At 65.3% G+C, this 19,587-nt stretch carries 17 protein-coding genes and 1 pseudogene; 9 read left to right on the top strand and 9 right to left on the bottom strand.

What is annotated here, in order from left to right; all coding sequences use genetic code 11:
• The 4 genes from BLX42_RS06380 to BLX42_RS06365 form a co-directional block, all read right to left on the bottom strand.
• The coding region (locus tag BLX42_RS06380) for a molybdopterin cofactor-binding domain-containing protein (protein WP_161871401.1) at nt 1–1,869 on the bottom strand (1,869 nt) is incomplete at its 3' end.
• 15 nt (nt 1,870–1,884) lie between these two features.
• Complete coding sequence (locus BLX42_RS06375) at nt 1,885–2,352, bottom strand: (2Fe-2S)-binding protein (RefSeq protein ID WP_046785575.1); 468 nt, start codon at nt 2,350–2,352, stop codon at nt 1,885–1,887.
• A gap of 167 nt (nt 2,353–2,519) precedes the next feature.
• On the bottom strand, nt 2,520–2,996 hold the full coding sequence (locus BLX42_RS06370) for a MarR family winged helix-turn-helix transcriptional regulator (protein ID WP_161871400.1): 477 nt from the start codon (nt 2,994–2,996) through the stop codon (nt 2,520–2,522).
• A gap of 68 nt (nt 2,997–3,064) precedes the next feature.
• Complete coding sequence (locus BLX42_RS06365; RefSeq protein ID WP_046785574.1) at nt 3,065–4,117, bottom strand: 2,5-dihydroxypyridine 5,6-dioxygenase; 1,053 nt, start codon at nt 4,115–4,117, stop codon at nt 3,065–3,067.
• Between the two features lie 327 nt (nt 4,118–4,444).
• Between BLX42_RS06365 and BLX42_RS06360 the strand changes: the two genes are divergently transcribed.
• From BLX42_RS06360 to BLX42_RS06335, 6 genes are all read left to right on the top strand, one after another.
• A complete protein-coding gene (locus BLX42_RS06360) occupies nt 4,445–5,593 on the top strand; it encodes an FAD-dependent monooxygenase (RefSeq protein WP_012314029.1) in 1,149 nt (382 codons plus the stop codon).
• On the top strand, nt 5,590–6,396 hold the full coding sequence (nicD, locus tag BLX42_RS06355; protein ID WP_046785573.1) for an N-formylmaleamate deformylase: 807 nt from the start codon (nt 5,590–5,592) through the stop codon (nt 6,394–6,396). The genes BLX42_RS06360 and nicD overlap by 4 nt, the downstream gene beginning before the upstream one ends.
• A gap of 13 nt (nt 6,397–6,409) precedes the next feature.
• Entirely contained in the window at nt 6,410–7,162 is a 753-nt protein-coding gene (locus BLX42_RS06350; protein WP_115275151.1) for an Asp/Glu racemase, read from the top strand.
• A 14-nt stretch (nt 7,163–7,176) separates the two neighbouring features.
• The gene (locus BLX42_RS06345) at nt 7,177–7,818 is read left to right on the top strand and encodes an N-carbamoylsarcosine amidohydrolase (protein WP_161871399.1); all 642 of its coding nucleotides are present in this window, start codon (nt 7,177–7,179) and stop codon (nt 7,816–7,818) included.
• A 209-nt stretch (nt 7,819–8,027) separates the two neighbouring features.
• Nucleotides 8,028–9,341 (top strand): MFS transporter, encoded by a 1,314-nt coding sequence (locus BLX42_RS06340; RefSeq protein WP_012314033.1) that lies wholly within the window; start codon nt 8,028–8,030, stop codon nt 9,339–9,341.
• Between the two features lie 136 nt (nt 9,342–9,477).
• Nucleotides 9,478–10,770 (top strand): OprD family porin, encoded by a 1,293-nt coding sequence (locus tag BLX42_RS06335; RefSeq protein ID WP_125922881.1) that lies wholly within the window; start codon nt 9,478–9,480, stop codon nt 10,768–10,770.
• A gap of 12 nt (nt 10,771–10,782) precedes the next feature.
• On the opposite strand, the gene BLX42_RS06330 is transcribed toward BLX42_RS06335, so the two are convergent.
• Nucleotides 10,783–12,495 (bottom strand): FAD-dependent oxidoreductase, encoded by a 1,713-nt coding sequence (locus BLX42_RS06330; protein WP_161871398.1) that lies wholly within the window; start codon nt 12,493–12,495, stop codon nt 10,783–10,785.
• 184 nt (nt 12,496–12,679) lie between these two features.
• Here BLX42_RS06330 and BLX42_RS06325 point away from each other — a divergent pair, with 184 nt between their 5' ends.
• From BLX42_RS06325 to BLX42_RS06315, 3 genes are all read left to right on the top strand, one after another.
• Nucleotides 12,680–13,456 carry an IclR family transcriptional regulator gene (locus BLX42_RS06325; RefSeq protein WP_161871397.1) on the top strand — a complete coding sequence of 259 codons (777 nt, stop codon included), beginning with the start codon at nt 12,680–12,682 and terminating at the stop codon, nt 13,454–13,456.
• A gap of 164 nt (nt 13,457–13,620) precedes the next feature.
• Nucleotides 13,621–14,673, top strand: coding sequence for a Gfo/Idh/MocA family protein (locus tag BLX42_RS06320; RefSeq protein WP_161871396.1), 1,053 nt, complete (start codon nt 13,621–13,623; stop codon nt 14,671–14,673).
• Between the two features lie 51 nt (nt 14,674–14,724).
• Nucleotides 14,725–15,540 carry a sugar phosphate isomerase/epimerase gene (locus tag BLX42_RS06315; RefSeq protein WP_115275145.1) on the top strand — a complete coding sequence of 272 codons (816 nt, stop codon included), beginning with the start codon at nt 14,725–14,727 and terminating at the stop codon, nt 15,538–15,540.
• Nucleotides 15,541–15,630: 90 nt separating this feature from the next.
• Here BLX42_RS06315 and BLX42_RS06310 read toward each other — a convergent pair whose 3' ends face one another.
• The 4 genes and pseudogenes from BLX42_RS06310 to BLX42_RS06295 all read right to left on the bottom strand — a co-directional run.
• Nucleotides 15,631–17,322, bottom strand: coding sequence for an FAD-dependent oxidoreductase (locus tag BLX42_RS06310; RefSeq protein WP_161871395.1), 1,692 nt, complete (start codon nt 17,320–17,322; stop codon nt 15,631–15,633).
• 20 nt (nt 17,323–17,342) lie between these two features.
• Nucleotides 17,343–17,663, bottom strand: coding sequence for an NIPSNAP family protein (locus BLX42_RS06305; RefSeq protein ID WP_039601272.1), 321 nt, complete (start codon nt 17,661–17,663; stop codon nt 17,343–17,345).
• On the bottom strand, nt 17,648–19,381 hold the full coding sequence (locus tag BLX42_RS06300) for an FAD-dependent oxidoreductase (protein WP_161871394.1): 1,734 nt from the start codon (nt 19,379–19,381) through the stop codon (nt 17,648–17,650). Before BLX42_RS06300 ends, BLX42_RS06305 begins: the two co-directional genes overlap by 16 nt.
• Before the next feature lie 4 nt (nt 19,382–19,385).
• Nucleotides 19,386–19,587, bottom strand: a pseudogene (locus BLX42_RS06295) (shikimate dehydrogenase); the annotation flags it as partial.

Raw genomic sequence — 19,587 nt, 5'->3', positions numbered from 1 at the left:
GACCTCGCCGGTGCGCCGGTCTACTGCAACATCGGCGACCCAGGCCGCCCACGCAGCCCCGAAGCCCGGGAACTTGCTGTGGATGTAGCGTGCATAGGCGAAACCGCGTCCGCGCAACACATCACCTTCGGCGGGTGCCTGCATGGGCTCGGTGCGCGGCTGCCAGCCGGCGCGCTCGGCCGTGGCTTTGACCAGGTCGATGGCGCGCGGATCGCTGAGGTGCTTGAGGCGGTACTCGACCGGGTCGACGCCTGCTGCAAAGGCCAGTTCGTCGATGTAGGACTCATGGGCGAAGCTGTTGGGCATGGCCGACACACCACGCATCCACGAGGCGCGCACCAAGGGCGTCATGTCATTGATGGTGACGCGCATGTGTTCGTAGTCATAGGGTGGGATGGAGGTGCGGTCGCCCATTTCGAACAGTGCCGGTACCGGCTCCACGGCGCCTGTGAGCAGCAGGGCGAGTGTAGGTGCACCGTTGGAGGGGTAGCTGGTCTGGAAGTCGTAGGCGGCGACCGTGCCGTCGGCATTCAGGCCGCCATCGATTTCCATCAGTTGCGCGGTACCCTTGGGTTCCCAGGCATGCTCCTGCTCGCGGGTCAGCTGCACCCGCACCGGGCGACCGACTGCACGCGACAGCAGCACTGCATCGGCGCAGACGTCGTCCGCGCAGTTTCGGCCATAGCAGCCGGCCGCTTCCATGCGGATGATCTCGATGCGTTGTTCGGCACAGTCCAGCAGCCAGGCCAGGTCTGCACGCAGCAGGTGCGGGTTCTGGGTGCCCGACCAGACGCGGATCTGCCCGTCGGTGTAGTCGGCGAGCGCGCAGGAGGGGCCAATCGAGCCATGCAACTGGTAGGGCCAGAGATAGCTGCGGCTCAGGCGCTGGCTGGCGTTGGCGATGCCGGCGTCGACATCGCCCTGGTCCAGCACGGTGCGTTGCACACGGGGGTTGTCGCGGATTGCTTGAGCGACATCGCTGAGGTCGGGCAATTTGCCGGTGAGCGGCTTCCAGCTGAGCTTCAAGTCGTGGGCGGCGCGGATCGCCTGCTCCTCACGCTCGGCAACCACACCGACGAAGTCACGGATGACCACCACCGCGACCACCCCCGGCACATGGGCAATAGACGATTCGTCCACTGCCAGCAGGCTGTTGCCGACGAACTCGCCACTGTCGTGGCCTGCATAGGGCGGGCGGATCACCCGGCCATGCAGCATGTCGGGCAGGCGCATGTCGTGGACGTAGGTCAGTTCGCCGGTCGCCTTGCCAGGGATGTCCACCCGTGCCGCGCTGCGACCGACCAGGCGGTAATCCTCGACGGCCTTGAGCGGCGCATCGTCGGCAATGTGCAGTTGATGGCGCTGTCCGCCGACCAGGTCGGCAAAGCTCAGGGTGCGGCCATCCTCGGTAATCAGCGTGCCGGCCTCCATGCGCAACGCCTGCGCCGGGCAGCCCAGGCGCAGGCCCGCCTGTTCCAGCAGGAAGCGCCGCGCTGTCGCTGCGGCCTTGCGCAGCGGCACGGCGGAAATCTGCAGGGTCGCGCTGGCGATGGTAGCGCCCTGGTTCGGCGCCCGCTCGGTATCACCCAGCACCATGTGCACCTGGTCCATGCGCAGGTCGAGTTCTTCGGCAACGATCTGAGCCAGCGAAGTGCGGATGCCGGTGCCCAGGTCAACGTGGCCATTGAAGGCGTAGACCATGCCGTCATCGCTTACGGCAAGAAACAGCGCCAGCTCACGCGCCTTGACCGTGGGTGTCACACCCTTGGCCACAGGGCCCGAGGGCGGCGTGATCTGGTCGACGATCAACAGTACGCCGGTTTTGCCCAGCAACTGGTCGCGGGTGGGAACGTGTTGGGAGTGGTTCATGTTCTGCTCCGGGTCTCAGGCCTGGCGGCCGGCAGCGCGGCGCACCGCGCGCAGGATTTCGACATGGGTGCCACAACGGCACAGGTTGCCTGACAGTTCGTTGCGGATCTGTTCGTCACTGGCGTCGGGGATGCGGTCTAGCAGGGCCTTGGCGGTCATGATCATGCCGTTCATGCAGTAGCCGCACTGGGCGGCCTGCTCATCGATGAACGCCTGTTGCACCGGGTGTGGCGCGGCCTTGCTGCCCAGGCCTTCGAGGGTGGTGATGTCGCGGTTGGCGGCGCCGGACAGCGGGATCACGCAGGCGCGTGCGGCCACGCCGTCGATGATCACCGTGCACGCCCCGCACTCGCCCAGGCCGCAGCCGTACTTGGGGCCGTTCAGGCGCAGGTCGTTGCGCAGGACCAGGAGCAAGGGCGTGTCGGCCATGGCGCTGACTTCGACATCCTGGCCGTTGACCCGCAGGGGGAGGGTGATTTGCATGGTTGGCTCATCTCTGGAAGTTTGCATGCCGTTCAAAAGCGAGTACCTGCGCTACCAAACCACTCAAGTGGTGCGCTTGTTTAGGTAAGTACTCACTACATGAAATGTTCAGGCAAGAAGCAGGCCAGGGAAGATTCCGTAGGGGTTGCTCGGGGTATTGGGCGCGCTCAGCCCTCCTGATCGTCCCCGTCGATCATCTTGCGCAGCAGAAACAGGATCGCCACCCGCTCTGCGGCGTTCAGGCAGCCCATGCTCAGTTCACTGATTTGCCGGGCGCAGGGGATCATCGCATCGAGCAAGGCTGCGCCACTGTCGGTGAGCCCGACAATGACCTTGCGCCGGTCATCCGGGTCTGGTGACAGCTCGATCAGCCCGCGTGCCTTGAGGCGTTCGACAATGCCGCGGATGGTCGCCTGATCGACGGCGGTGGCCTTGATCAGTTCGGCTTGGGAGCTGGGGCCGTGGTCGCGCAGGGCGCACAGGGTGACGAACTGGATCGAGGTCAACTGCGGGTCGCACGCCTGTTGCTGGAAAATCGCGGTGTGCCGTTGGTAGGCCTTGCGTAAAAGGTGGCCGACCTGTTCGGTCACGTCGTAGGGGGCAGTGTCGGGTGCAGCGGGAGCGGGGGAGTTTTTATTCGACATGGGTTGGCTTGGGCTGTGTGGGTTGGCTGGCCGGCCCCCCGGAACGGGGCGCCGGGCCAGTATAACCACTATCGCGCCTTGGACTCCTCAGGCGCGACCACATCACCGGCCAGCACCACGGCCTGGTCATCCAGGTAGATATCGCAGTTGCGCAGCGGAATATCCAGATGGCAGGGGGTTTTGCGCTTGCCCCCGACTTCGGTGTTGGGGCCGGTGGAGAACAGGAAGTTGCCATAGAACGCGCGGGCATCCATGCACATGCCGTCGTTGCGGTCGTGCAGCCCCATGGCGGTCCACTGGGCACGCGGCTGCAGGCCCCAGCCGATATGGGAGATGCCGTAGACCTCGGGGTCGTTGAAGTACTTCATGTAGTCGCGCAGGTACTCGGCCTCGAAGCCGCCATGGATGCCGGTAATGAAGCCTTTCTCGATCTCCAGGGTGATGCGCTCGCGGCAGTAGTTCTTGAACGGCAGGATGATGTCGCCCACATCCAGTACCAGCGTGCCTTCGGCGCTGTCCTCGTTCGGCCAGGTGAACAGAAAGCCGCTTGGCCAGTGGTCCCAGCGGCCGGGCTCGTCGGCATAGCCGTATTCGGTAACGGCCGGGTATTGGCCCAGTGGGGCGTGGAAATCACTGCCGGCCCTGGAACGCACCTGCATCGTGCGGGCTTGCTTGAGCTGGGTTTCGGCGGCCAGCACGCGGCGCTTGTCGTCTTCGCTGGGCAGCATGCGCGCCAGGACTTCCGGGGGTTCGACCGCCAGCAGTATGCGCGTTCCGGTCTTCAGGATCTGCTCCTGCTCGGGTGAGTGCAGCAGCATCATGGTGTCGACGACCAGGTCGGCGGCTTCCAGCGCCCGCTGGGCTGCCAGGTTGCCGGTCAGGGCGGTGTCGCCGCAGTAGGCGGTCATGTCGTTGCCCATGGCCGTGGGGTGGTTGAACGCGGGCAATTCCACGGCGTAGACCTTCGCCTTGAGCCGCTGCGCCGCTTCCATCGCGGCACTGACCGTACGCGGGTCGGAGTAGTGGCTCTTGAGCACGGCGACGCTCTGCGTTTCGTCCACCCGGGACAGTTTGAGTACGTGTTCGAACATCTGGGTCAGTTCTGCGTTGCTAACCGGCATCAGCTTTCTCCTGGCAGGCCTCGATGAAACCGAAATGCCGCACCGCAGTGGTGCGGGGCGCTTTATCTCGGTGCGAATTAATAGTGTGTACGCCCTATATGCGTTGATGAAAGCGTATCCGGCCTGCAAGCGCAAGTGGTGCGTTGAAACGTTACGAATCCACACATAGCCTAGATAATACGGTTACATCTAGCCGACTCGCCGATTTCGATCACCCGTTTGAATTTTTTTGAATATTCCCCTTCCCAATAAAAAAATACAGCGTATACACTCTAATTCGTCAGGCAGTTCGGCTGACTACATCACAGAACAAGAGGGGACATACCTATGCGGGGCAGGCAGAAAATCGCAATCGTCGGTGCAGGATTGGGCGGGGCAGCCGCCGCCACTTTGTTGCAGCAGGCCGGCTTTGAGGTCGACGTGTACGAGCAGGCACCGGAGTTCACCCGCCTTGGCGCGGGTATTCACATCGGCCCTAACGTGATGAAGATATTCCGCCGCATGGGGTTGGAGCAGAAGCTGGAGCTGATGGGGTCGCACCCGGATTTCTGGTTCAGCCGCGACGGCAACACGGGTGACTACCTGGCGCGCATCCCGCTGGGCGATTACGCCCGCCGTGAATACGGTGCCTCGTACATCACCATTCACCGTGGCGACCTGCACGCCCTGCAGATCGATGCGATCAAGCCGGGCACCGTGCACTTCGGCAAGCGCCTGGAGAAGATCCTGGACGACGGCGATCAGGTACGCCTGGACTTCGCCGACGGCACCCATACCGTGGCCGACATCGTCATCGGTGCCGACGGCATCCATTCGCGCATCCGTGAAGCGCTGCTGGGTGTCGAGGCGCCGATCTACAGCGGCTGGGTGGCTCACCGTGCACTGATCCGCGGCGAGCATCTGGCGCAACATGCCGACGTGTTCGAGGACTGCGTGAAATGGTGGACCGAAGACCGCCACATGATGGTCTATTACACCACCGGCAAGCGCGACGAGTACTACTTCGTCACCGGCGTCCCGCACGAAGCGTGGGACTTCCAGGGCCCGTTCGTGGACAGCAGCCAGGAAGAAATGCGTGCTGCGTTCCAGGGCTACCACCCCACGGTGCAAAAGCTGATCGACGCCACCGAATCGATCACCAAGTGGCCGCTGCGCAACCGCAACCCGTTGCCGCTGTGGAGCCGTGGCCGCCTGGTGCTGCTGGGGGATGCCTGCCACCCGATGAAGCCGCACATGGCGCAAGGTGCGTGCATGGCCATCGAGGATGCGGCGATGCTCACCCGTTGCCTGGAAGAGACCGGGCTGTCCGACCACCGCACCGCCTTCGCTTTGTACGAGGCTAACCGCAAGGAACGCGCTTCGCGGGTGCAGGCGGTCTCCAACGCCAACACCTTCCTCTACACCCAGGAAGACCCGGCATGGGTCTATGGCTACGACCTCTACGGCCAGGCGCTCAAGAGCGGGGAGGCAGCATGAGCACCTTCGTCGCCGGCGGCAACGTCAACGCCAATGGCATCCGTCAGCATTACCTGCGTTACGGCGGCAAGGGCCCTGCGCTGATCCTGGTGCCGGGCATCACCAGCCCGGCGATCACCTGGGGCTTCGTCGCCGAGCGCCTTGGGCAGCAGTTCGACACCTATGTGCTGGATGTACGCGGCCGCGGCCTGTCCGCGAGCGGGCCTGCACTGGACTATGGCACCGATGCCTGCGCTGCGGACATTCCGGCGTTCGCAGCGGCGCTGGGCCTGGCCAGCTACCACCTGGTCGGCCATTCGATGGGCGCGCGTTTCGCCATCCGCGCCGCCGCGCAAGGGGCGCCCGGTCTGCAGCGCCTGGTGCTGGTCGACCCGCCGGTATCCGGGCCGGGTCGGCGCGAATACCCGAGCAAGCTGCCGTGGTACGTCGACTCTATCCGGCAGGCCTGCAGTGGCATGAGCGGTGACGACATGCGCGCCTTCTGTGCAACCTGGACCGACGAGCAGCTGGCGCTGCGCGCCGAGTGGCTGCACACCTGCCACGAGCCTGCGATCGTGCGCGCCTTCAACGATTTCCACCAGGTGGACATCCACCAGGACTTGCCCCACGTGCGCCAACCGGCATTGCTGATGGTGGCGGGGCGAGGCGGGGTGATCCAGCCCCAGGACATCGCCGAGATCCGTGAGCTCAAGCCGGACATCCAGGTCGCTCACGTCGACAACGCCGGCCACATGATTCCCTGGGATGACCTCGAAGGCTTCTTTGCCGCCTTCGGTGATTTCCTGGGCCACCCCCTTGTCTGAAGGAGCACGCGACATGACCAAGCCCTACCGTATCGGCCAGATCGTGCCGAGTTCGAACACCACCATGGAAACCGAGATCCCGGCGATGCTCCTGGCCCGCCAGGCGATCCGCCCGGAGCGCTTCACCTTCCACTCCAGCCGCATGCGCATGAAGCAGGTGAAGAAGGAAGAACTGGCGGCGATGGACGGCGAGTCCGACCGCTGCGCAGTGGAACTGTCAGATGCCAAGGTAGACGTGCTCGGCTATGCCTGCCTGGTGGCGATCATGGCCATGGGGCTGGGGTACCACCGCCAGTCAGAGAAGCGTTTGCAAAAAGCCACCGCCGACAACGACGCACTGGCGCCGGTCATCACCAGTGCCGGTGCGCTGGTGGAGGCCCTGCACGTGATGAAGGCCAAGCGCATCGCCATCGTCGCGCCCTACATGAAGCCGTTGACCGAACTGGTGGTCAACTACATCCGTGAGGAAGGCTTCGAGGTGCAGGACTGGCGCGCGCTGGAAATCCCCGACAACCTCGCCGTGGCCCGTCACGACCCGGCCAACCTGCCGGGCATCGTCGCCGGCATGAACCTTGAGGGCGTCGATGTGGTGGTGCTTTCGGCCTGCGTGCAGATGCAGTCGCTGCCGGCAGTCGCCAAGGTCGAGGCGCAAACCGGCAAACCGGTGGTCACCGCTGCCATCGCCACCACCTACGCCATGCTCAAGGCGCTGGACCTGGAACCGGTGGTTCCGGGCGCTGGCGCCTTGCTGTCGGGCGCCTACTGAATCGGGAGACGAACATGAGCGACGCACAAAGCGCCAGCGACAACTACCAGGGCGTATGGGGTCAGCGTATCGGCTTCGGGCGCAAGGCAGCCCTGCTGATGATCGACTTCATGCAGGGCTACACCACCCCCGGTGCGCCGCTCTACGCCCCCGGCGTGGTGACGGCGGTCGAGCAGGCTGCCGTGCTGCTGGCATTGGCCCGGGACTGCGGTACGCTGGTGGTCCATACCAATATCCGCTACCAGGCCCCGCATTTTGCCGATGGCGGCGTGTGGGTACGCAAGGCGCCGGTAATGAAGGACATGGTCGAAGGCAACCCGCTGGCGGCGTTCTGCGAGGCCGTCGTGCCACGGGCTGATGAGCCGGTGCTCACCAAGCAGTACGCCAGCGCGTTCTTCGGCACCAGCCTGGCACCGCTGCTGCATGCACAAGGGATCGACACCGTGGTGCTGGCCGGCTGCTCCACCAGTGGCTGCATCCGCGCCAGTGCGGTGGATGCGCTGCAGCACGGCTTGCGAACCATCGTGGTGCGTGAGTGCGTCGGTGATCGCCACCCCGCGCCGCACGAAGCAAACCTGTTCGACATCGACAGCAAGTACGGCGATGTCGTCAGCCTGCAGGAAGCCATGGCGCAATTCCAGCGCCTGGCCAGCTGAAACCGCACACCTTGCACCCATAACAATCAAGTAACGGCGCGGGAAGCCCGTTGCATGACCGTCCGCTGTGCGGGCGGCCACCCCGCAGGAGCACCCGGGGTCTTGTGACGCCATCCTCAAACGCCGCGTATAGTGCGCGGCGCGCCCGGAGCGTCGAAAACTGCTGGCCTGAAAACAAAACCACAAAGTCACCCGCCAGGAGACAGGAAATGCCAATTGCGAATGCAACAGCGGTCCACAGCGACATCGACCAATCGACTCAAGCGCTTTACCGCAGGATCACCTGGAGGCTCATACCGTTCCTGTGCTTCTGCTACCTTGCGGCCTACCTGGACCGCATCAACGTCGGCTTCGCCAAGCTGCAGATGCTCGAAGACCTGCAGTTCAGCACCGCAGCCTATGGCTTGGGGGCGGGCCTGTTCTTCGTCGGCTACATCATCTTCGAGGTGCCAAGCAACCTGGTCCTGCAGCGCGTCGGCGCCAAGCTGTGGATCGCCCGCATCATGATCACCTGGGGCCTGCTCTCGGCCTGCACCATGTTCGTCACCACCACCACGCAGTTCTACGTCCTGCGCTTTCTGCTCGGGGCGGCCGAAGCGGGCTTCCTGCCGGGGGTGCTGTTCTATCTGACCATGTGGTACCCGACCTATCGGCGCGGGCGCATCATCGCGCTGTTCATGATCGGGCTGCCGCTGTCGAGTGTGATCGGCGGGCCGATCTCGGGCTGGATCATGGGCCACTTCGACCAGGTGCATGGCCTGCAGGGCTGGCAATGGCTGTTCCTGCTGGAGGCGATCCCCAGTGTGCTGCTCGGTATCCTGACGTTCTGGGCATTGCCGAATAACTTCCAGCAGGCCAAGTGGCTGTCCGCAGACGACAAGGCACAACTGGCCGCCGACCTTGCCGCCGACGATGCCGAAGGCAAGGGCAGCAAGCACAGCTTCCGCGACGGTTTCTTCAACCTGAAAGTGTGGATGCTCGGTGGCATCGATTTCTCGATCCTGCTGAGCGCCTACGCCATGGGCTTCTGGATGCCCACCTTCATCCGCGACGCCGGTGTCAGCGATACCTTCCATATCGGCCTGCTCACGGCGATCCCAAGCCTGGCGGCATTGCTTGGCATGTTGATGATCGGGGCCAGTTCCGACCGTCATCGCGAACGCCGCTGGCACATCATCGTGCCCTTCATCATCGGTGCAATTGCCATGGCCAGCAGCACCCTGTTCAGCCAGAACCTGGTGATGACCGTGCTGCTGTTCGCCATCGCCTCGGCAGCCATCATCGGCGCAGTGCCGGTGTTCTTCAGCCTGCCGGCGACCTTCCTCAAAGGCACCGCTGCGGCGACCGGTTTCGCCCTGGCGTGTTCGCTGGCCAACATCGCGGGGCTGGTGAGCAACTCGCTGATGGGGATGGTCACCGACCTGACCGGCACCTCCCATGCGGCGCTGTGGGTGTTCGCCCTCTGCTTGCTGCTCAGCTGCTTCCTGGTCATCGCCTTGCCGGCCAAGCTGGTCAACCGATAACGGCCTGACCCTTCGCGTCACGGCAGTGCAAGCGGGCCAGCCAGCCCGCTTGAAGACCCTTCCCGACACTCCGCGCGGGTGGCCTCAAGGCCACTGCGGCGGGGAGCTGTTGCCCGAATCCAGGAGTCGTTTTCAAATGCCCGTTAACATGCCACAGCGTCATTCCCCGACCGCGCGCCTGGCTGGCGGCTGTATCGCCGCAGCCCTCTGTGCTGAAGCGACGGCCGAAGAGGCCGGTTTCATCGAGGGCGCCAGTGCTACGCTGCAAGCGCGCAATTATTTCTTCAGCCGCGATTATGCCGATATCAAAGGCGCGAGCACCCAGTCGCGCACCCAGGAGTGGGCCCAGGGCTTCATCCTCAATGCCGCCTCTGGCTACACCCAAGGCCCCATCGGCGTTGGCATGGACGTCACCGGGCTACTGGGCTTCAAGCTCGACAGCAGCCCCGCGCATGCCAGGTCAGGGCTGTTGCCCAGCCTTGACAGCGGCCAGTCGGCAGACGATTACAGCCGCCTTGGCGCGGCGGTGAAATTCAAGGTGTCGCGCACCGAACTGAAGGTGGGCGAATTGATGCCCAACCTGCCGGTGTTGCTGTTCAGCGACCTGCGCCTGCTGCCGCCGACCTACCAGGGCGCCATGCTCGAGTCCCGCGAGTTTGCCGGGTTGACCTTGAGCGCCGGGCAGTTTCGCTCCACCAGCCTGCGCGACTCCTCCAACAGCCAGAAGATGTATGCCCTGGTCAATGACCCGATCAACCCTTCACGGTTGGCGCGATTCACCAGTGATCGTTTCAATTATGTCGGCGCGGACTATGCGTTCAACGACAACCGTACCCAGGTCGGCGTATGGCAAGCGCAACTGGAAGACATCTACCAACAGCGGTTCTACAGCCTCAAGCACGCCGAACCTTTGGGTGACTGGACCCTGGGGGTGAATGCCGGCTACTTCGATGCCCAGGAGGATGGCCGGCAGATCGCAGGCCGTTACGACAACCATGCACTGTTCAGCCTGTTCTCGGCCAAAACGGGTGGGCATACCTTCTATGTGGGGTACCAGCAGATCGGCGGGGACGACGGGTTCATCCAGGTTGGCGCCAACACCAACCCGATGGGCAATACCCTGCCCACCTATGAGTTCGCAGCGCCCGGTGAGCGTTCGTGGCAGGTTCGTCACGATTACAACTTCGTTGCGCTGGGGATACCCGGGCTGACCTCGACGCTGCGCTATGTAAAGGGTCGTGACGTGGAGACCGGCCTGGGCTTCGAGGGGCGCGACCGGGAGCGCGATCTGGACCTTGCCTATGTGGTGCAGAGCGGCCCCCTGGCCGGGCTGGGGGTGCGGGTTCGCAACGTGATGGCCCGCTCGAACTACCGCACGGACATTGACGAGAACCGGTTGATCCTCAGTTATACGGTAAAGCTGTTCTGACCCCGGGCTGCCTTACTCCTGCGCCTGGGTCCCGGCGATATGCCGACCGGCCACATAACCGAACGTCAGCGCCGGGCCCAGGTTGATGCCCCCGGACGGGTACCAGCCGCCGAACACGCTGGCCATGTCGGTGCCCGCTGCATACAGGCCGCCGATGGGCTGGCCGTGTTCATCCAGCACACGTGCGTGGCCGTCGGTGCGCAGGCCGGCGAAGGTGCCGAAGCAGCCGGGCTGCACCTTGACCGCGTAGAACGGGCCTTGCTCGATCGGCGCGACGCAGGGGTTGGGCCCCTTGTGTTGGGGGTCGCCCTGTTTGCGGTTGAACGGGGTGCTGCCGCGCCCGAACTCAGGGTCCTGGCCTTGGCGCGCGTGGCGGTTGTACTCGGCCACCGTGGCACTCAGCCCCGCAGGGTCGATGCCGCAGGCGCGGGCCAGCAGTTCCAGGCTGGCACCGCGCTTGAGGTAGCCGCTGCGCAGGTGTGGCCACACCGGCAGCGGGGCGGGGCGGGCGTGGCCAAGGCCATACCGGCGCAGGAAGCGGTGGTCACAGATCAGCCACGAGCAGGCTTGCTCGTCTTGCGGTACGGCGTCGAGCATGGCGGCGACATAGTCGTAGTAGCCGTGCGCCTCGTTGACGAAGCGCTTGCCGTTGGCCAGCACACCGATGATGCCCGGCTTGCCGCGTTCGATGATGTGCGGGAAGTGGCCGACGCTGCCATCACGGTGCGCTACCTTGGACACCGGGGCCCAGGCGACCGCCGACTTCAGGTCGGTGGCTACCACGCCGCCGGCTGATTCGCCCAGGCGCAGGCCGTCGCCGGAGCACGACGGCGGCGGCAGTGCGAGGTTGTCGTGGCCACTGGCATCGCGCGGGAACAATTGCCGGCGCCGCACGGGGTCGTGAGCAAAGCCACCAGCGGCCAGCACCACGGCTTTGGCGCGAAGCGTAATGTCGCCCTGCGCTGTACCGATCACCGCGCCACGCACCTGGCCGTCCTCCATCAGCAAGCGTTTGGCTGGCGCAGACTCAAGCAGGCGCACGCCCAGGTCTTCGGCCGACTTGGCCAGGCGCGCCACCAGTGCCACACCGTTGACCAAGTGCATGGCCCGGCCATGGCGGGCAAGGTGGTACAGGTGGCGACTGAAGCGCTTGCACACATGCCAGAAGGCGCGGGGCGAGCGGGTCATGTTGAGAAAGGCCGCAAGGTCGGCGCCAGCCATGATCGGCATGCCCATGAACGAGGTTTCGCGCAGTGTCCTGCGCAAGCGTGGCAACAGCGCACCGAGTTCGCGGGCGTCATAAGGGGCGGCGATGACCTGGTGCCCACCGGTGGCGGCGCCAGGGGTGTCGCCATGCATGTCGGGGATGGCGTTGCCCTCAGCGAACTGCAGGGCCGTGTGTTTCTCGAAAAAGGCGACCATGTGCGGGCAGGCTTCGAGAAAGGCGTCGATGCGCTGCGCATCGTAATGCGCGCCCAGTTCGTTGCGCAGGTAAGTGCGTGGCTGCTCGATGTCTTCTTCGATACCGGCGCGGCGCGCCAGCGGGTTGCGCGGCACCCAGGCCCAGCCGCCGGACCAGGCAGTGGCGCCGCCGAACACCGGGTCTTTTTCCACAAGGGTAACCCGCTGCCCATGCCAGGCAGCCGTGACCGCAGCAGCCAGCCCGGCGGCGCCGGAGCCAATGACCAGTACATCGCATTCGGCTTGCAAGGTGTCGGTGGGCATTGCGGGTCTCCGGTATTATTATTGGAACAAGGTTCCATATTCTTCTTGGTTGACCCGCCGGGATGCAAGTGACGCCAGCAAGTAGTGGTCGATAAACGGACACTTCAGCGCTGGTCAGCTGCGGTGGCCAACGAGATATGGAATCATCTTCCAGAATTTGCCTTCTTTATCAGGAAACCCTGTCATGGCCGGTAGTCAGATCGAACGCGCCTTCAGTCTTGTAGAAAGCCTTGCCGCCGAGCCCCAGGGCCTGGGCCTGCAAACCCTGGCTGACCAGCTTCAGATCCCCAAGAGCGCAGCCCATCGCATGCTCGCTGAACTCGCGCGCCTGGGCTACGTACGCCAGAACCGTGACAACAGCCGCTACCAGTTGTCTGCCAAGCTGGTGGCGCTGGGCTTTCGCTACCTGTCCAGCAGCGGCGCCGACATCATTCAGCCGATACTCGACCGCCTGGCCCAGGAAAGCGGCGAGCTGGTGCGCCTGGGCGTGATCGACGGCGCCCGCCAGACCTGGATCGCCAAATCCCAGGGCGCCCGGTCCGGGTTGCGTTACGACCCGGACATGGGTCGCGATGCGCCCCTGTTCTACACCGCCTCCGGGCATGCCTGGCTGGCCAGCCTGAGCGATGACGAGGCGCTGCAGATGGTCCTGCGCCAGGGCATTGCCGACCCCGAGCAATTCGCCCCCAACGCGCCGCGCTCCACTGAACAGTTGCTGAGCTACCTGGCGGGCGCCCGTGAGCGGGGTTATGCCTGGGTCGAGCAAACTTCGGCAGTCGGTACCTCGGCCCTGGCTGCGGTGGTGCGTCGGCCGCAGGGTAACGAGGTCATTGGCGTGCTGAGCATTGCCGGGCCCAGTGCGCGCCTTTCGCAAGCACGCCTGCCGGAGCTGGCGCCGTTGTTGTTGGCGGCGGTGGAGGAGTTGTCGGCAGCCAGCCAGGCGAGTGAGCTGTTTGCCTGACATGCACGGCAGCACGGGCCTGCCTCTGAACTTTCCGGTCGATTACCGCACACTCTATGCCCAGCGTCCTTTTGCAAAGCGGACCGCAGTTCTAAATTAGCGATAGCTGATTTTGGAACTGGGTTCCGAAGTTGCCAGAACAACAACGAAAAGAGGACCGCCCGTTGAACGCACCCCTTCGCATCGCCCTGATTGGCGCCGGCATCATGGGCCGCCAGCATTACCAGCATCTGATCCAGGTGCCGCAAGCGCAGTTGTGCGCGGTGGCCGACCCCGGCCCCCAGGCTGAAGCCTTCGCCGCCGAGTGCGGGGTGGCGTATTTCGCCGATCACCGGCAGATGCTGGAGGTTGTGCGCCCCGAGGCCGTGATCGTGGCCAATCCGAACAACCTGCACGTGGCCACCGCCCTCGATTGTGTCGAAGCCGGCGTGCCGGTACTGGTTGAAAAGCCGGTAGGGGTGCACCTGGATGAAGTACGTGCGCTGGTGGAGGCGTCGCGCCGCTGTCGCGTGCCGGTGCTGGTCGGCCACCACCGGCGGCATAACCCGCTGATTGCCAGCGCGCGGGGCGTGATCGCCGAAGGGGCCTTGGGCCGGTTGGTCAACGTCACCGCGCTGTGGCAGTTGCAAAAGCCCGACAGCTATTTCGACACACCGTGGCGCCGCGAGCCCGGCGCCGGTTTCCTGCTGACCAACCTGATCCACGACCTCGACCTGCTGCGCTACCTGTGCGGTGAGGTGGTACAGGTGCAGGCGTTCACCCGTAACCAGGTGCGCGGCTTTGCCAACGAGGACAGCGCGGCAGTGCTGCTGGAGTTCGCCAACGGTGCGCTGGGCAGCCTGACCGGCTCCGATGCGGTGGCAGCGCCGTGGAGCTGGGAGCTGAGCTCGGGAGAAAGCCCTGTCTATCCGCGCCAGGCGGACCAACCCTGCTACCTGCTGGCCGGCACCCGGGGAGCGCTGAGCATCCCTCAGCTCAAGCACTGGCAGTACGCCGAGGCAAACTCGGGTTGGCATACACCGTTGCTGCAGAGCGAGGCGGGCATCCCGGCGGGGGAGGCATTGACCCTGCAGTTGCAGCACTTTGTCCGTGTTGCCCGTGGGCAGGAAGCGCCACTGACCGATGCCGCTGACGGTGGCCGCACCTTGGCGTTGATCGAGGCGATCCGCCAGGCGGCCGCCACCGGCCGGGCTTGCGCGCCAGAGACAATCGTGTGAGCCGCGTGAGCGTTCTTTCGCCCCGTACCCATTTGCCCGCAGGTAACCCGCATGACAGATCGAATCTTTTCCCTGGCCGCGCTCACCGTACTGGAGCTGTCACCCCCGGCAATGGTCGAAGCCGCCGCCCGTGCCGGTTACAGCCACGTTGGCCTGCGCTTGCTGCCAGCGACCAGCGAAGAGCAGCACTTCCCGCTGGTTACCGATGCCGAGCTGCGCCGCCAGACCCAGGCGCGCCTGCGCGACACTGGCATCAAAGTCCTGGACCTGGAAATCCTGCGTCTCAAACCCGACACCTGCGTGGCTGATTTCGAGCCGATGCTGGCGGTCGGTGCAGAGCTTGGCGGCAGCGAACTGCTGGTTGCCGGCAACGACCCGAGCGAGGCGCGCCTCACCGAGCGCTTCGCTCAATTGTGCGACCTGGCTGCCGGCTACGGTATTCACCCGCATCTGGAGTTCATGCCCTGGACCGACGTTCGCGACCTGCAACAGGCCATGCGCATCGTTGCCAACGCAGACCGCCCGAACGCTTGCGTACTGGTGGATGCCTTTCATTTCAACCGCTCCGGGTCGTCGCTCGACGACCTGGCGCGCCTGGCCCCGCAGCGCATGCGCTACGCCCAATTGTGTGACGTGGCTGGGCCGGTACCGGCCGATATGGATGAAATCCTGCGCCAGGCCCGTAACGAGCGGCGTTTTCCGGGGGAGGGTGATGCCGACCTGACGGGCCTGTTGCGCGGGTTGCCAGCGAGTGTTCCGTTAAGCCTGGAGATCCCCACGCGGCAACTGCTGGAGCAGGGCGTCAGTGGCGAACAGCGTGCGCGTATGGCACTGGAAAAGGCCCGGGCGGTGTTGGCATTGATTTGAGCCAAGGGGCCGCTTTGCGGCCCATCGCCGGCAAGCCGGCCACAGGTAACGCGCAGACCTCAAGAACTGCGCGGTCCCGCTAGGAGCTGCTCAGGCCTGTCCGGGCTGCGGCAACCCGCACAGCGCCAGGCCCGCGAGGTACCCAAAGGTCATCCCGGGCCCCAGCGTGATGCCGCCACTGGGGTAGTGCCCGCCCATGATGCTGTGCATGTCGTTGCCCACGGCAAACAGCCCCGGTATGGCTTGCCCGGCACCATCGAGCACCCTCGCCGTAGCATCGGTGCCCAGCCCGGCAAAGGTCCCGAGGCTGCCCGGCAGCAACTTCACTGCATAAAAAGGGCCGCGCAGCAGGGGCCGCAGCGAAGGGTTCGGCGCCTGTTCAGGCTCACCCTGCGCCCGGTTGTACGCCGAGGCGCCGCGCCCAAAGTCAGGGTCCACGCCCTGCGCCGCATGCTGATTGAAACGCGCCACCGTGCCCTGCAACTGCTGGCCATCGATGCCACAGCGCGCGGCCAGTTGCGCCAGGTCATCGCCGCGCAACAGGTAGCCACGCCGTTCATAGAAGCGGGCAGGGAAGGGAAACGGTTTGGCCCAGCCGATACCATAGCGACGCTGCGCGGCGTGGTCGCAGATCAACCAGGCCTCACAGGGATCGCCCTCTGGCGTAGCGGCGAACAGCGCATTCATGAAGTCGTGGTAGCAGTCCGCCTCGTTGACGAAGCGTCTGCCGTCACTGCGCACTGCAATGAAACCAGGCTTGGCGCGGTCGATCAGGTGCGGGAAATGCCCAGCGCTGCCATCGCCGCGCGGCACCTGCGATACCGGCGCCCAGGCACCGGCATGGGCCAGGGTGGTGGCGACCTGGGCGCCAGCCTGCTCTCCCAGGCGCAGGCCATCGCCGCTGTTTTCCGGCGGCGCGGCAGAGTAATGGCCAACCCCATCGGGCGCGTGCGGCATCAGTTGCGCGATGCGCTGGCGGTCATGGGCAAAGCCGCCACAGGCCAGCACCACGCCACGCCGCGCCTGGATCAGCTGGCCATCGGCACACTGCGCGCCGGTGATGCGTGCGTCCCCCAGCAAGGCAATGGCCGCTTTGTCGGTCAGCAGCGTGACGCCCAGGTCCAGGGCACTGCGCAGCAGGCGGGCCACCAGCGCGTTGCCGTTGACCAGTTGCAAACCGCGCCGGTGCAGCAACAGGTCGCGCCCGTGACGCAGCAGGCGTTTGGCCACATGCCACGCCGCCCTGGGCGATTGGCGAGCATTGAAGAAAGCGGCCATGTCCGTGCCACCCGCAATGCCCATGCCGGCCAGGCTGACGATGTCCAGCGGTGGCCGCAGCCTGTGTATCCAGGGCCCGAGCAGGCGGCCGTCATAGGGTAGTGCACACAGTGCTCGCCCGCCGCGCGCGCTGCCGTCGCCTTCACGCATGTCGGGGAGCTTCGTACCGCACTGGAACTGCACGCGGGTGTGCTGCTGGAAGAACGCCACCATTGCGGGGCCATGGCGCAGGAACGCCAGTTGGCGTGCGTCCAGTTCAGCGACACGGGCCTGGGCGTGCAGGTAGCGTTCCGGTGCATCGTCGGTTTCGACCAGGCCTTCGGCCACGGCCAGGGGGTTGCGCGGTATCCATAGCCATCCGCCCGACCAGGCGCTGGTGCCGCCAAGCCGGGGGGCTTTTTCCGCCACGATCACCTTCAGGCCGTGGTGCGCGGCGGTAACCGCCGCAGCCAGGCCACTGGCACCGGAGCCGATGACAAGTACATCACACTCAAGGGGTTGCATGGACGCACTCCGGTAGCGGTTCACTGCAGTGGCGAGAAGCCTGTAGGCCGCAGAAGGCGTGATTGCAGCCGCAGTACGGCGCCCAGTTCACGGTTGCGCCGCGAAAACTCCGCCCAGCGCGGGTCCGCTGCCATCGCCGCACGGCGTTCGCTGCGTTGGTCCAGGCTGGCATAACCCCAGATGTGCACCACCTGGTTCACCTCACCGAATTCGCTGGTGAAGAAGCCGACCAAATTGCCCAGGTGTTCGCACTGCACCGCCAGTGCGTGGCTTTGGTAGAGGGCCAGCCAGTCAGCCATTTTCAGTGGGTCGAGGGTGTAGGTTCTCAGTTCGTAGTACATGGGGGCTTCTCCATTTCGGGGCTTTGGGTTTGCAGGCGTTCAGCGATATGGCTGGCAGCGATCCAGCCGAAGGTGAGGGCAGGGCCGAGGGTGATCCCTGGGCCTGGATAGGTGCCATTCATCAACGTGTTCATGTCGTTGCCGGCGGCATACAAGCCAAAGATCGGCACACCGGCGCGGTTGAGTACGTTGGCGTTGGCATCGGTCACCAGGCCGCGCGCCGAGCCAAGGTCGCCGGTGTGCATGCGAATGGCATAGAACGGGGCCTTGGTCAGCGGCGCCAGGCACGGGTTGGGCTTGTGCTGCGGGTCGCCCATGTAGCGGTTGTAACTGTTGCCGCCCTTGTCGAATTGCCGGTCGACGCCGCTGCGGGCGTCGGCGTTGAAGCGCTGCAGTGTTTCCTGCAGCACCTGCGCGGGCACGCCGATGGCCCGGGCCAGCTCGTGCACTGAGCCGGCGCGGTGCAGGTAGCCGGCGTCGATCAGGGCCGTGTTGTCCACCGGTTTGGGCCGTGCCAGGCCCAGGCCGTAACGGTTCATGGCCTCGGCATCACAGACCAGCCAGCAGGTGCTGATGCCGTTGGCGAACATGGCCTGTACGAAGTGGTGATAGGAGTTGGATTCGTTGACGAAGCGCCGCCCGGCCGGGTCGAGCGCAATGACCCCTGGCTTGGCGCGGTCGGTGACCAGGTGCGGGAAGCGCTCGTGCTCACCACTGGCATGGCGCCGCTCGGAAACCGGCGCCCAGAAGAAGTTGGCGGCCAGGCCCTCGCCCTGGGCTGCATCCACCGCCTGGGCGAGGCGCAGCGCAGCACCGTCGTTACTGGCGGGGGACATGGTAAGGTGCGGCGCGTCGGGGGCCGGCCGGTAGGCCGCAGCCAGCGCACCCGCAGCAAACCCGCCCATGGCGCAGACCACGCCACCGCGGGCATGGACCTGGGTGCGGCGGCCCTCATGCTGCACCACCACGCCGGTGACCGTGCCGTGCTCGACGATCAGCGCCTGCGCTTCGCTGCGCAACCACAGGTGTGCGCCGTGGGCAAAGGCTGTGCTGGCCAGGCGGGCGACCAGCGCGTTCCCCGTGGTCAGGCGTGTGCCACGGTGGTGGCGAACACGGTCCAGTGCGTAGCGCGCCATCAGTTTCAGGCAATGCCACAGTGACCGGGGTGAGCGGCGCAGGCTCAGGAAGTGCTGAATGTCCTCGCGGTTGACCATCATCGCGCCGAACAACAGCATGCCCGGCGGTGGCATCTTCAGGTCCTTGAAGCGCGCGCCGAGGCGGCGGCCGTCGTACTCGACCATTTCCAGCGCCCGGCCGAACGCCGTGGCGCCGGGCGCGTCCGGGTAGTAGTCCGGTGAGTGCGGGCGCAGGGCGTAGCGCAGTTCGGTGTTGTGCTCCAGCCAGCGCAGCGCCTGTTGCCCACGCGCGATGAAGGCGTCCACCAGTTCGGCGTTGTAGCCGGTACCGATGATGGTTTTCAGGTAGGTCCTGACCGCTTCGGGCGAGTCCTGGGCACCGGCGGCGCGTGCCTGATCGGAGCCATACAACCATGCTGCTCCGCCGGAGATCGCCGAGGTACCGCCAAAGTGTTCGGCCTTTTCCACCACCAGGACCTTCAGGCCCAGGCGCGATGCCGTGGCGGCGGCAGCCAGGCCACCGGCGCCGCTGCCGAGCACGACCAGGTCGTACACCGGTTGCGCGTTTTCGATAGGGGGCATGGCCTCAGATCTCCAGCGGCGTGACGCCCATGAAGGCGCCCAGGTGGCCAAGCTGCGCAAAGGCCATTTGCGCGCCAGTCTGGACTGCGCAGCCGCGTTCGTGCGCCTGTTGCAGCAGCGGGGTGATTTCTGGCGAGGTAACGACGTCGGCCACCAGCGTGGCGGGGTTGAGCGTGCCCAGCAGGGCAGCGGGCAGCGGCAGCTCG

It is taken from the genome of Pseudomonas sp. SG-MS2 (genome assembly GCF_009933855.1).
Classification (GTDB): Bacteria; Pseudomonadota; Gammaproteobacteria; order Pseudomonadales; family Pseudomonadaceae; genus Aquipseudomonas; species Aquipseudomonas putida_E.
This window is presented reverse-complemented; position numbering and strand designations above follow the sequence as displayed.